Origin of the sequence: Psychrobacter sp., from assembly GCF_018260395.1 — a bacterium.
GTDB lineage: Bacteria > Pseudomonadota > Gammaproteobacteria > Pseudomonadales > Moraxellaceae > Psychrobacter.
On record NZ_JAGLBC010000059.1, the window covers coordinates 1 to 13,234 of the forward strand.

Annotated in this window: 10 protein-coding genes; 7 read left to right on the plus strand and 3 right to left on the minus strand. The window is 39.4% G+C overall.

All coding sequences use genetic code 11. The features are described 5' to 3' along the window. The first annotated feature begins 149 nt into the window (after nucleotides 1-149). On the plus strand, nucleotides 150-311 hold the full coding sequence (locus QZ265_RS06105; RefSeq protein WP_296404418.1) for a DUF2256 domain-containing protein: 162 nt from the start codon (nucleotides 150-152) through the stop codon (nucleotides 309-311). 151 nt (nucleotides 312-462) lie between these two features. Further along, nucleotides 463-1,392, plus strand: coding sequence for an Abi family protein (locus QZ265_RS06110; protein WP_296404419.1), 930 nt, complete (start codon nucleotides 463-465; stop codon nucleotides 1,390-1,392). Between the two features lie 184 nt (nucleotides 1,393-1,576). On the opposite strand, the gene metH is transcribed toward QZ265_RS06110, so the two are convergent. Next, nucleotides 1,577-5,395 carry a methionine synthase gene (gene metH / locus QZ265_RS06115; protein WP_296404421.1) on the minus strand — a complete coding sequence of 1,273 codons (3,819 nt, stop codon included), beginning with the start codon at nucleotides 5,393-5,395 and terminating at the stop codon, nucleotides 1,577-1,579. 524 nt (nucleotides 5,396-5,919) lie between these two features. Between metH and QZ265_RS06120 the strand changes: the two genes are divergently transcribed. Then, nucleotides 5,920-6,600 (plus strand): fasciclin domain-containing protein, encoded by a 681-nt coding sequence (locus QZ265_RS06120; protein WP_296404423.1) that lies wholly within the window; start codon nucleotides 5,920-5,922, stop codon nucleotides 6,598-6,600. Nucleotides 6,601-6,708: 108 nt separating this feature from the next. Here QZ265_RS06120 and QZ265_RS06125 read toward each other — a convergent pair whose 3' ends face one another. Beyond that, nucleotides 6,709-8,262: an alanine/glycine:cation symporter family protein gene (locus QZ265_RS06125; RefSeq protein ID WP_296404426.1), complete on the minus strand. Its 1,554-nt coding sequence runs from the start codon at nucleotides 8,260-8,262 to the stop codon at nucleotides 6,709-6,711. 623 nt (nucleotides 8,263-8,885) lie between these two features. Here QZ265_RS06125 and QZ265_RS06130 point away from each other — a divergent pair. The 3 genes from QZ265_RS06130 to QZ265_RS06140 all read left to right on the plus strand — a co-directional run bounded on the left by QZ265_RS06130 (nucleotide 8,886) and on the right by QZ265_RS06140 (nucleotide 11,610). Beyond that, a complete protein-coding gene (locus QZ265_RS06130) occupies nucleotides 8,886-9,497 on the plus strand; it encodes a LemA family protein (RefSeq protein WP_296404428.1) in 612 nt (203 codons plus the stop codon). A gap of 216 nt (nucleotides 9,498-9,713) precedes the next feature. After that, the gene (locus QZ265_RS06135; RefSeq protein WP_296404430.1) at nucleotides 9,714-10,895 is read left to right on the plus strand and encodes a YgcG family protein; all 1,182 of its coding nucleotides are present in this window, start codon (nucleotides 9,714-9,716) and stop codon (nucleotides 10,893-10,895) included. A 139-nt stretch (nucleotides 10,896-11,034) separates the two neighbouring features. Then, entirely contained in the window at nucleotides 11,035-11,610 is a 576-nt protein-coding gene (locus tag QZ265_RS06140) for a TPM domain-containing protein (RefSeq protein ID WP_296404432.1), read from the plus strand. Nucleotides 11,611-11,731: 121 nt separating this feature from the next. On the opposite strand, the gene QZ265_RS06145 is transcribed toward QZ265_RS06140, so the two are convergent. After that, nucleotides 11,732-12,475, minus strand: coding sequence for an NAD-dependent deacylase (locus tag QZ265_RS06145; RefSeq protein ID WP_296404434.1), 744 nt, complete (start codon nucleotides 12,473-12,475; stop codon nucleotides 11,732-11,734). A gap of 63 nt (nucleotides 12,476-12,538) precedes the next feature. On the opposite strand from QZ265_RS06145, the gene QZ265_RS06150 reads away from it, so the two are divergent. Beyond that, nucleotides 12,539-13,000, plus strand: coding sequence for a hypothetical protein (locus QZ265_RS06150; protein ID WP_296404437.1), 462 nt, complete (start codon nucleotides 12,539-12,541; stop codon nucleotides 12,998-13,000). Nucleotides 13,001-13,234 lie beyond the last annotated feature (234 nt).

The following is a 13,234-nucleotide window of genomic DNA, read 5'->3' on the forward strand; positions in this document are numbered from 1 at the left end:
ACTATATGTGCTTGATAGAAAGCTAAGTCAGCAATGGCTTAGTTTTTTTTATTATTTAGATAGCGATACTATGGTGTCAGTTTTAATTAAAAGTTGGTAATCAGAAGTTAGAAAACAGAATTTAAAACAGAAGTTAGGTAGCAAGCGATATGGCGCACAAAAAAAAGAACGTTCGTAAAAAAGAATGTCCCATCTGCCAGCGTGAATTTAGCTGGAGCAAAAAATTGGATAAAAATTGGGACAGTATGGTGTATTGCTCAGATAGGTGCCGACGGGTGAAAACCTATGAAGGGGTTGAGAAGCCTGATTAGGGGTGATTAATGAATAAGTTAAAGACTATTTGAATCATGGAATACTTAGCTGATGCTGACTTTTCCTGTATCACAACTAGACGAATTAAATCTTAATGAAAGTTTAATGCTATGATGACATTTTAGCTTGCTACTGACTGGAAAAACTTTATTGAAACAAATAACAAGCCCAGCCCCAAAACAAACCTGTAAGCCTTGGCAATCACTCAAGCAACAAATAGAACTGCTCGAAAATAGAGGTATGATATTTGATGATAAGGTACACGCTAAGCATATCCTATCGCAAGTAAATTATTATCGATTAAGTGGTTATTGGTATCCGTTTAGACAACTGACTAACAATTCAAGAAAAAATGATTTTCGTGAAAGCACAAAGTTTAGCGATGTCTTAAATATTTATAACTTTGATAAAAAGCTTAGAATACTGTGTTTGCAGGCGCTTGAGGTTATTGAAATGTCTGTCAGAACCAGTATTGCTCACACCTTTGGTCGTATTAGCCCTGTTGCGCATCTAGATAAAAACAACTTTGACCAAAATTTTGTACAAGGTAAAGACAGACAAATAAGTTATGACTTGTGGTTAAAGAAATATGAATCTCAGATACGTCGCTCAAAAAAGAGTCCTTTTATCAAACATCACCTTGCAACTTATGAAGACCTGCCGATTTGGGTGGGGGTTGAGGTAATGGATTTTGGTAGCTTATCGGTATTGTATTCAGGTTTAAAAGGCAGACAACAAAAGCAAATATCTCAAGGTTACGGTGTCGATAATGCAAGTATTTTTGAAAGCTGGCTAAAGTCATTAAACTATATTCGCAACATATGTGCACACCATTCGAGATTATGGAATACAAATATAGATGTTGTTGCAAAAGTTGATAGTAGCTTTTTAGGGCTTTCATCAGCGGACAATAAACGGTTATTCTTTTATTTGATTATGATGAAGCACTTGTTGATGGTTATTGAACCTGATAGCAGTTGGCAAAATGAAGTAGAGAGTTTACTCTTTGACTTCCCCATACCAAATAATAATGCTATCAAACTAGATGATATAGGGTTCACTTCTTGGAACGATTGGTAAAGCTCATTTCTTGCTAAATCAGTAATACCCAAAACAATAGGCAATAGAAAACCGCCACATTTCCTAATTCAATGTTGCCAGAGAGATTAGGTAGAGGTGGCGGTGCTGTTACAGTCTATTATAGTTAATGACAGGGGTGTTAACAAGCTTTATTTAGCAATTGCTAAATTTGAACAACAAACACCTAAGCCAAATTCGGATTCAACCACTTCTCAGCTGTCTTCATATCCCAATCCTTACGTTTAGCGTAGTCCTCTAACTGATCACGCCCAATCTTACCGACATTGAAATACACACTGTCAGGTAGCGAGTAATAGAAGCCACTTACCGAAGACGCAGGCCACATCGCATAGCTCTCGGTTAAATAAGTGCCAATAGCGTTTTGGGTATCGAGCCAATCAAACAGTTTGCCCTTTTCGGTATGCTCAGGGCAGGCAGGATAGCCGGGGGCAGGGCGGATACCGACGTATTTTTCTTTAATCAGCTCGTCATTGGTCAGCTGTTCTTGTGGTTGATAGCCCCAGTATTGGGTACGAATCAATTCGTGCAGATGCTCAGCAAAGGCTTCGGCAAGACGATCACATAAGGCTTGTACCATAATTGCATTATAATCATCGCCAGCTTCCTTATAAGCATCCGATAGCTCTTGAGCACCTTCAATCGAAACCGTAAAACCACCCAAGTAATCGGTATGTGTCTCAAGCGGTGAGATGAAATCTGCTAAGCTAAAGTTTGGCTTGCCGCTGGCTTTGTCAGACTGCTGGCGTAAGTGCTCGAACACATGAGTCGGCTGACCACCTTCAATCGGAGCTTTGTCATAGACGGTCACGGTATCGTGATCGGTACGGCGTGCAGGCATAATCTTAAAGACACCTTTAGCAGTGACTAAGTTTTCATCGATAAAGCGCTGTAATAACTCTTGGGCATTACCGAATAAATCTTTGGCCTCAGTACCCACAACCTCGTCATCAAAAATCTTTGGATACTTACCCACTAGACCCCATGAGATAAAAAATGGCGTCCAGTCAATATAAGACAGTAAGTTTTCAATCGGATACGAATCAAAGATAACTTGTCCTAGTTCATTGGGAGTAGGCGGGGTGTAGTTTTCCCAATCAAACTTAAAGCCTTGTTCAATTGACTCTTTATAGCTCAGCTTAGCCGCTTTAGGTTTACGATTGGCTAGGCGTTCACGCACTTTTTCATACTCTTCGCGGGTCTCCCGTAGAAGCTCTACACGGTGCTCTTGGGACAACAGCTTAGTCACTACGCCCACAGAACGTGATGCATCAGAGACATAAATGACTGCATCATTTTGATAGTTGGGTTCAATTTTTACCGCGGTATGGGCTTTGGAAGTAGTTGCACCACCAATCATTAATGGTAGGGTCATACCACGCTCTTGCATTTGCTTTGCCACATAGACCATCTCATCAAGGCTTGGAGTAATCAGACCTGATAAACCAATAATATCGGCCTTTTCTGCTATCGCAGTGTCGAGGATCTTATCGCAAGGCACCATAACACCCAAGTCGACCACGTCATACCCGTTACAGCCAAGTACCACTCCCACGATGTTTTTACCGATATCGTGAACGTCACCTTTTACTGTGGCCATAATGACTTTCCCTTTGACCTCTCCCTCGACCTTTTCTTCCTCAATATAAGGGTTCAATACGGCTACGGCACGCTTCATAACACGGGCAGATTTTACGACTTGAGGCAAAAACATTTTACCAGCACCAAATAGATCGCCGACCACATTCATGCCATCCATTAAAGGACCTTCAATGACATGCAGTGGTTTGGGGTATTTTTGGCGAGCTTCTTCGGTATCTTCATCAATATAGGTGGTGATGCCTTTAACCAAAGCGTGTTCGATACGTTTTTCTACCGACTGTTCACGCCAAGATAAATCAATGGTACCGTCGTTCTTTTTACCGCCCGCCACATAAGCTTCTGCTGCGGTCATTAAGCGCTCAGTGGCATCTTGACCGCTCGTACCCTGATTGCGGTTAAGCATGACATCTTCAATGGCCTCGCGCGCATCTTTAGGAATTTCGTCATACACTTCTAGCATGGCAGGGTTAACGATACCCATGGTTAAGCCAGCTTGAATGGCATGGTACAAGAATACGGCGTTAATGGCTTCACGAATAGGGTTACCGCGAAAGCTGAATGAAACGTTTGACACACCACCTGATACCATGGCATTGGGTAGATTATCAGTAATCCACTTAGTGGCGTTGATGAAGTCTGCGCCATAGTTATTGTGCTCAACAATTCCTGTGGCCACTGCAAAAATATTGGGGTCGAAAATGATGTCTTCAGAGGGAAAGCCTATCTCATCGACTAAGATGTCATAACTGCGCTGACAAATCTGAATTTTGCGCTCATAGCTGTCAGCTTGACCATCTTCATCGAAGGCCATGACAATGACTGCTGCACCATAACGCATACATAATTTGGCATGCTTCACAAACTCATTGTAGCCCTCTTTGAGCGAAATGGAGTTCACCACTGATTTACCTTGGGTGCGCTTTAAGCCCTCCTCTATAATGTCCCACTTTGAGGAGTCAATCATCAGCGGCACGCGGCTGATATCCGGCTCGCCGGCCACTAAGTTTAAGAAGTGAATCATAGCCGCTTTGGAGTCGAGCATGCCCTCGTCCATATTGATATCAACGATTTGGGCGCCGCCATCAACTTGGTTACGTGCAACATCTAATGCTTCGGTAAACTCGCCGGTTTTAATCAAACGTAAGAACTTTTTGGAGCCAGTAACGTTGGTACGTTCACCTACGTTGACAAATAAACTGTCTTTGGTGATAGTAAAAGGCTCAAGGCCTGATAATCGGCAGGCGGGCGCAATGGTTGGAATCTTGCGTGGCGGGTATTTTTGCATCACATCGTGGATAGCTTTAATATGCTCAGGACGAGTACCACAACAGCCGCCAACAATGTTTAATAGGCCAGATTTACCAAAACCGTCTAGGAGAGCTGCAGTTTCATATGGCGTCTCATCATATTCACCAAATTCGTTAGGCAAGCCTGCATTCGGATGCGCTGAGACATAAGTATCAGCGATATCTGATAAGGTTTGAATATGTGGCTTTAACGCATCAGCGCCGAGCGCACAGTTGAAGCCTACCGATAAAGGTTTGGCATGACGGATAGAATTATAAAAAGCTTCAGCGGTTTGACCCGATAAGGTACGACCTGAGGCATCGGTAATGGTTCCCGATATCATAATGGGTAACTCAAATCCTAGGGTTTCAAACACGCCTGTTACCGCAAATATAGCCGCTTTGGCATTCAAGGTATCAAAGATGGTTTCGATTAAAACAAGGTCGATACCGCCCTCAATTAAGGCAAATAAGGCTTCAGTATAGTTGTCTACCAATTCGTCAAAAGTGACGTTACGAAATGCTGGGTCATTTACATCCGGAGAGAGTGAGCAGGTGCGTGAAGTAGGGCCAATTACCCCAGCCACAAAGCGTGGTTTATCAGGATTGTGGGCAGTAAATTCATCTGCTATTTCGCGCGCAATTCGAGCAGCCTCACGGTTAATCTCAGTAACCAAATGCTCCATACCATAATCTGCCATCGAAATCTGGGTAGCATTAAAGGTATTGGTCTCAATGATATCAGCGCCAGCAGTTAAATGATCACTATGAATACCTTTGATAATTTCAGGTTGAGTTAACACCAATAGATCGTTGTTACCCTTTACATCTTGGGTGAAGTTGGCAAAGCGCTCACCGCGGTAATCAGCTTCTTTTAAGTTAAAAGTCTGAATCTGAGTACCCATAGCACCATCGAGCATTAAGATACGCTGATCAAGCTGTTCTACAATGCGTTGTCGTGCACTAAGCTGCTGCGCCTTGAAGGGAATTTGAACAGGCGCAACTAGGTTAAAGTTGTCTGGATTGTGCCCTTTTTTTTGAGCATGATCAGCAAGGTCTTTTTTAAGATTGTGTTCAGGATGTGAGCAATTGGACATAGCACTTTCTTATACTGTAAGTTAATAGGGGGGTAGAAGCCTTGTCTACATCATCTTCTATTTAAGAGTACGGGGTTAGGAGCAAGGGTTGTCAGATTAGATCTCTAAAACTGGGTTAGTGTAGCATATTGCCTATCAATATCTAATTCCTTGCTAGTATAAATCAATTTAGTAAGACCACAATATAGCTACTTATTCAGTTGCCTGAATCTAGAATTTTCAGATATGGAAAAGTTTGTAACTTCAAAATTGCCATAGTCATAATAAGATTTTTTGTTTAAACTAAATGAATCATGAGTAACTGTTTTGGGCACTAAAGCTTTCATGATTTATAGCTACTTTAAATAACTATTTTAAACAACTACTTTAAATAACTACTTTTTTAAACAACTATGTTCACTAACTGGTTTTACTAACTATATTCAACAAGGTTCAATAACTAGAAACACTAACTATGGTTTAAAGTTGTGGTTATTTAATAAGGATTAATAACTTAGGCTCAATAGCAAAGGATAAGCTTTATCATGAAAACAACGCCCGTATGGACACTGGCTTTTTTAATGGCAGCTTTTGGATGCCAATATGCAGCACAGTCTGCCACGCCTAGCTCTACCAAAATATCACAGCAATTTTTAGTTACTGATAGCAAAAGCTTCAATCGATTAGATTTGTCTTCTAATGCCACTTATAGTAGCTTTTCTCAACCAACTCCGTATATTAATCCAGCACCTATTAAATCTTCAGCGCCATCAGCATCAGAAATTAGCTATGATGCTTCAGAAAATGCGTTAGAAATGGCCAGACGAAACCCTAATCTTTCTATCTTAGTCGAAGCCATAGAGGCAGCTGGCTTGTCAGGTGCACTTAGGTTTGCCGGAAAAAACTATACGATCTTCGCACCAGACAATGCTGCCTTTGAAGCATGGTTTAATGAAACCACCATGACCAAGCAAAAGCTAATGCACAACAAACCGCTACTTCGTATATTATTGGGTTATCATGTTGCTAAAACGTCACAACCACTAAACCTAGCTCAGCTGCATTCAAGTCGGTTAACCACATTTAATAATCATCAGCTTACTATCACGGATCAAAAAACGATTCAGGATGGTATAGGTCGTACAGCGTCTATTAAAGTGGCTAATATTCCTACCCGTAATGGTACCGTACATGTCATTGATAAAGTGCTTTTTCCAGAAGGCTAGCTAAAGTTGTTGATTATAAAAATATTTTATAATATTAGGCACAAAAAACCCGATACTAATATCGGGTTTTTTAATGAACTGGCTAGAAAATAATTTTAAATAACTGACTTATTTAAGGTTAAGGTCATTTTTACGATTAGCTTCTACCGTCTCTTTATGACGATCTTCCCAATAAGTGGCATTTTTGATACCGAATTTTTTAGGATCAAACACAAAGCGTTTATTTGAAGTTCCGCCGCCCGCCTTTAATTGATCTTCGTAGTCTTTAAGCATAGTAAGGGTTGGTTTTGCAACAAAGAAGATAATGATTATACCAACAATGTTTAACCAAGCCATTAAGCCAACACCTACATCGCCAAGACCCCAGATATAGCCTGAGCTATTTAAGGCACCATAAGCAACCATAAACATAATCATCAATTTTACAATGAATAAACCAGTTTTACTGGCGCTTTTACCCATAGAGCGAGTTAAATAAGAGATGTTAACTTCTGCAATATAGTAGTAAGCAAGGATAGTGGTAAAGGCAAAGAAGAATACAGCCACAGCAATAAACGAATCACCTACGGTCCCATATACCGATTCCATAGCCATCTGGGTAAATGAAGGTGAGTTAATTTCAATATCAGCCGCTACGTTCTGTACGATAAATTGACCATCTGGTAGTTCACCTTGGATATTGTACATACCAGTTGATAAAATCATAAACGCAGTGGCAGAACAAACCAATAAAGTATCTACATAAACTGAGAATGCCTGAACCAGACCTTGCTGTGAAGGATGATCTACAGAAGCTGCTGCTGCTGCGTGAGGTCCTGTACCTTGACCTGCTTCGTTAGAATAAATACCACGTTTTACACCCCAACCGATAGCCGCACCAAAACCTGCTTGGGCAGAGAACGCATCGCTAAAGATCATACCAAACACTTCAGGTACTTTGCTAAAGTTGGTGAACATGATTAAGATGGCTAAAAACACATATCCTATGGCCATAAAAGGAACTGCATATTCAGCAAAGTTAGCAATACGCTTAATACCACCAAAGATAATAAAGCCTAATACCAATAGGATGATGACTAAAGCAATAAGACGGGTTGAACCCACTTCCATGCCCATTAACGTCATCAAACTACCTTCACCAGTTACTTGGGCAACTGCGTTTACAACGCCATTGGCCTGAACACCTGGTAAGAAAATACCACAAGCAATAATGGATGAGATTGCAAATAAAATGCCATACCATTTTTGACCAAGAGCGCGTTCGAAGTAGTAAGCAGGACCACCACGATATTCGCCAGTCACCACATCACGCTCTTTATAAATCTGACCTAGAGTTGATTCTACATAAGCAGTAGAAGCGCCTAGAAAAGCCACGACCCACATCCAAAATACCGCACCTGGACCACCAAAGCCAATTGCAGCAGCCACACCGGCGATGTTACCCATACCAACACGACCTGCTAATGCGACGGCTAGGGCCTGAAAAGAAGATATACCATCATTATCAGGTTTGCTCTTAAACAGCAGTCGAATCATCTCTTTAAAAAGACGAATCTGAACAAACCGAGTCATGATTGAATAAAATAAACCTGCACCTAGACATAAGTAGATTAGCGCAGGACTCCAAATAATGTTATTTAAAGCACTTACAATGCCTTCCATAGTGTTTTTCCTAGTTTTAACAAATTAAGCAACATACCTGTTTCTTTGCTATTTGTAATTTTTTAGAACCTGTGTACAGCACTTATTTAAGTAATATAATTATTAAAAAAATCAACAAATACAATTAGATAAATACAAACACATTAATGAGTAGCATACAAGTATAATGTAAAATTGATAAGATAAATGTTACGCAAAAGTTTTGCTACGTAACTGTAATTTGCCACAATTAGATGTAAATTGCTAGATTAATATAATCTTTTACTACTTATCAATTTTGAAATTTAGTCGCATGATAGCTTTTGTTTACTCTTTTACTATCGCTTTATTACGGTAATGCGGTTGTATTTAAGTAACAATAAATTGTATTAATTGTGATTTGATATCATTCAACAGTACAATTGCGATATCTTACTATTAAATTTAATTTATCTAAATTTAGAATGCGGAATTTTATTCTAAAACCGTCTCAACTCAGCTGACGTTTTAATTTATATTCTTATTAAGTATAGCTATTTGAACTTTTTAGATAAATTTTTATTGATTCTTTATTAATTGATAGTTCAACTATACATAAGATAAATTAATTGTCTTTTCATTTGAAATTTTCGGAGTAGTTAGTTATGTCACGTAAATCAATCCTTAAGCCACTAATGTTATCAACCGTTTTAAGCATGTCAGCAGTGAGTTTATCAGGTTGTGGTTATAACAACCTGCAAGCGCAAGACGAGCAGGTAAATGCAGCTTGGTCTGAAGTGGTTAACCAATATAAGCGCCGCGATGACCTAGTGCCTAACTTAGTACAAGTGGTTAAGCAATACGCCAATCAAGAACAAGAGGTATTCACTCAGGTTGCTGAAGCCCGTTCAAGAGCCGGAAGTATTCAGCTTACTCCAGAAGCTTTGAATGATCCAAAAGCTATGGAAAATTATCAAGCAGCACAAGCTCAGATGACAGGTGCTTTATCACGCTTGATGGCTGTTTCTGAGCGTTATCCAGAGCTTAAGTCTGATAAATTGTTTCAAGATCTTCAAGCTCAACTTGAAGGCACTGAGAACCGTATTACGGTTGCTCGGAACCGCTATATCCAAGAAGTCCAATCTTATAACACTACTGTACGTCAGTTCCCGACTAATATAACTGCCAAAGTATTCGGTATGAATCCTAAACCAAACTTTACCGTGGATAACGAAAAAGAGATTTCAAATGCTCCGAAAGTTGATTTTGGTCAATAATTATATTCTTTAATAATTAAATACCTTGAAAGTCATATAGGTTTAATATGCTTATAGCTTAATAAGCTTATAGGTTAATAAGTATATAGTTAATTAGAGACTAAACCTTTATTGTCTACGCCCCAATATTTTAAATAGTAGAGCAGCTCATAGGCTATATGTGTATGGGCTGCAAATTTTAAATTAGTGTCTTTGAATAGAGTGGTGATGATGCGCATGCAAAAGTTAAAACATAGCTGGTCAATATTGTCATTAATAGGCGCAACCCTGTTAGTAACGCCTGTAAGTTTTGCTGCCAATAATGAAGCTACAAGTGTTGGATCATCACAAACTACTAAACAATATAGTGATCAAAGTATTGATGATATGGTTGCCGTAGCTAAGGCTGGGCAACAAAATGAAGCTATCAATGATGCGGTATTGGGTAACGATGCTATCACTGACAATATACCGAACATAGGTCAAGCCACAGCAGAAGATAATACCAAGACAGCTGCTCCTAGTACTAATAATCCACCTAGACAATCGACAGCTCCAAGCGTTGACAACGATAAACTCATACTGAATTCACCAGTGGTCGATCAGGCCAATATCTTTACCCCTCAAGAAAAGCAACTTTTAACCCAAAGACTTCGCCATATCTATGATCAGGGTTTGGCACAAGCTGCTGTGGTTACTGTGCCTTCTACTAATGGGATGGATATCTTTGATTATAGTATGCAAGTAGCAGAAAAATGGAAGCTTGGTAATAAAGATACCGATGATGGTTTATTGATACTGGTTGCTGTTAATGATAGGAATATTTATATCTTGTCAGGTTATGGCCTTGAAGGGGTATTACCTGATGCCGCTTTAAACCGTATCATTGATGATGAAATCAAACCCTCGTTTAAGCAAGGTGATTATAGCGGTGGATTGATCAAAGGTATTAATCGTATAGAAGAACGATTAGTAGCTGACCCTGATGTATTAGCCCAGTCAGATGCTCTTGCTAAGGAGCGTGCACAAGCTCAAAACCAAAGTAGTGGCAATTCTCCTTCAATATTTGGGTCTTTTCTTATTGCCCTAATTTTTGGATTATTCTTAACCTCTGTATTGGGCCGTATTATTGGCTCATTTTTAGCTACTGGTGGATTTGCATTTATGGCACTTTCTGCTGGTGCAGGGTTGATTACCACTGTTCTTATGGCAGTATTTTTATGGCTGTTCTTGATTTCTCGTGGTGGCGGCGGAAAAGGTGGTGGTAAAGGCGGTCGTGGTGGTGGTGTTATCTTCTTTCCTGGTGGAGGCTTTGGTGGGGGCGGAAGTGGTGGCTTCGGTGGCGGCGGCTTTGGCGGTGGTGGTTTTGGAGGCGGCGGTGGCGGTTTTGGAGGCGGCGGCGCTGGCGGGTCATGGTAGATTTTAAATCTATGTAGGTGTGGTTACAGTACTATTGAACGATGTACTACTGAACGCTTAAACACGAGATTATAAGTTAGCTTTAAAATATTTTAACAATAAATCTTTTTAATATCATAAGGTTTGAGGTAAGACTAACATGCTACAAAACGCACAGCCTGAATTAAAGTCTGCACATCCTAACGTTGCTGAAGGGCATAATGTGGTTAGTCAACCTAGCTTTGCCAGATGGTGGCGTCAAGCCATCTTTATGCCCATTATGCATCGTCGCTGGGTATCTGATGAAGTGATGTCACGCTTAACTCAAAAGGTAACAGAAGCAGAAAAAGGTCATCGCGGTGAAGTGTTTTTAATCATTGAAAATCATTTACCTGTGAACTTGGCTTATAGTGTGGGTTGCCGTGAAAGGGCAGTAGATTTATTTAGCTTGTATCGAATATGGGATACTGAAGAAAATACTGGCATTTTGGTCTATGTGAATATCTGTGAAAAGTCTTTAGAAATTGTTGCGGATAGAGGTATCAATGCTCATGTTAGTCCTACTGTTTGGAAAGCTATGTGTGATAAAGCCTTAGATGGAATGGCCAAAGGAAATAAAGAACAAAGCTTAGCCGATTTGTTAGATGAGATAGGATTGCTACTAAGACAACACTATTATTTAGAACATGATCCAGAAGGTAATGAGCTATCTGATACTGTGGTTTTCTTAAAGTAAATATTTAATTTTAAAACTCAAATTAAAGCTAGGTTCATTTTAGAGCCTAGCTTTTTTATTTGTATTTCAATTAGCTATTATAGTTAAATGCTTATAATGCTATTAAATAATTGTAATACCATTACTCTAGCGCTGATACAAGACTGGGCAATATTTCACCTGCTTTACCTGATATCACTAGATCAATAATTGGATTTTGAGTAGGGTTTAAATTAATTTCAATAATTCTAGCTCCCTGCCTTTTTGCAACCTGTAATAGTCCTGCAGCGGGATAAACCAAACTTGAAGTACCAATGCTAATAAATACATCGCAATTATTGACAGCATATTCGGCAAGTTGCCATTCGTCATGCGGCAACATCTCACCAAACCATACTATGTCTGGTCTAATATAAGCATCACATAGAGGACATTTAAGCAGCATATCTTGAGTGTAATCATTATCTGCGTCATAGCTAGCCTCGCATTGACTACATTTGTTCTTCCATAGATGTCCATGTAAATGAGTGGCTTTAATACCTGCCTGCTCATGTAAATCATCAACATTTTGAGTGATAAGATAAAAGGTCTTATTATGATTAATTGCCCATTGTTCAAGGTTAGCTAAAGCATAATGAGCAGGATTTGGTTGTTTATCTATCACCAAATTACGTCGCCATTGGTACCAGGACCAGACCAATTTTGGATCACGGTCGAAGGCTTCAATACTGGCTAAATCTTCAGCTCTAAAGTTTTCCCAAAGTCCAGTTTGTTTGTCTCTAAAAGTAGGTATACCACTTTCAGCTGAGATACCGGCACCGGTTAAGATACAAATTTGTTTTGCGCCTTGGAGTAGAGTTATGGCTTGTTGTAAAGCATTGGTCATAAAACACCTATATATAAGCTTGGGTTTATGTATCATAATACATTAATGATAATAGGAGGATGTATGTATCAGACTTTCAGTGGTTCAGTATTACTAAGCGCAGTGCTCCTTTGTTCAATAGCGCTTTTTGTCATTGCTTTGGCTTTAAAGCCAAAAACCTTAGGCTCTGATAAAGAAAAGTGGACTAAAAACAAACAAGCCGCCAAAACGGCTAATGCTAAATTTAATGCAAAGAGCAATGCACAAAGTAAACCTATGTTTAATAGTCAGGTGAGCGCATTTGGCAAGGCATCGAATGAGCAGCTTTTGAAGCTTAAAAATCTTATCAGCAAAAATTTTCCAGATTTTACGGCACTTTTGCGTGAACACCATTTGGTATTAGAACGTAATGCCAAAAAAGTAGCCTTATTAACACTTGATGCCAATACTGCATTAGGGCGTCGTCGTTTGGGCGAAGTCACAGTGATAAACTTTCATAAGGTGCCAAGTATTGAAGAGCTTAGAGTAGAGCTGAGCGGCGTATAGTAGTAATACTAAATTTTAAGCCTTGCAGTATTATAGATGATGTTGATAAATAAACCTTGCTAGGTTTGACATTACAAAGATTTCAAGGGTTTATGTACGTATTGTCTATTACTAATATTTAATTGTTGCTATCTTGGGATGCAAATCAATAAGATGCTTAACATTGGCTTTAACCAAGATATTTTAGACAATAGTTAATGATAGAAAGTGTAGTCAGTTACATTTATAATAGTT

Bases quoted from the DNA above. Each gene is read 5' to 3' on its own strand.
- QZ265_RS06105 (WP_296404418.1), top strand. From the start codon at position 150: ATGGCGCACAAAAAAAAGAACGTTCGTAAAAAAGAATGTCCCATCTGC.
- metH (WP_296404421.1), bottom strand. From the start codon at position 5,395: ATGTCCAATTGCTCACATCCTGAACACAATCTTAAAAAAGACCTTGCT.
- QZ265_RS06120 (WP_296404423.1), top strand. From the start codon at position 5,920: ATGAAAACAACGCCCGTATGGACACTGGCTTTTTTAATGGCAGCTTTT.
- QZ265_RS06125 (WP_296404426.1), bottom strand. From the start codon at position 8,262: ATGGAAGGCATTGTAAGTGCTTTAAATAACATTATTTGGAGTCCTGCG.
- QZ265_RS06130 (WP_296404428.1), top strand. From the start codon at position 8,886: ATGTCACGTAAATCAATCCTTAAGCCACTAATGTTATCAACCGTTTTA.
- QZ265_RS06135 (WP_296404430.1), top strand. From the start codon at position 9,714: ATGCAAAAGTTAAAACATAGCTGGTCAATATTGTCATTAATAGGCGCA.
- QZ265_RS06140 (WP_296404432.1), top strand. From the start codon at position 11,035: ATGCTACAAAACGCACAGCCTGAATTAAAGTCTGCACATCCTAACGTT.
- QZ265_RS06145 (WP_296404434.1), bottom strand. From the start codon at position 12,475: ATGACCAATGCTTTACAACAAGCCATAACTCTACTCCAAGGCGCAAAA.
- QZ265_RS06150 (WP_296404437.1), top strand. From the start codon at position 12,539: ATGTATCAGACTTTCAGTGGTTCAGTATTACTAAGCGCAGTGCTCCTT.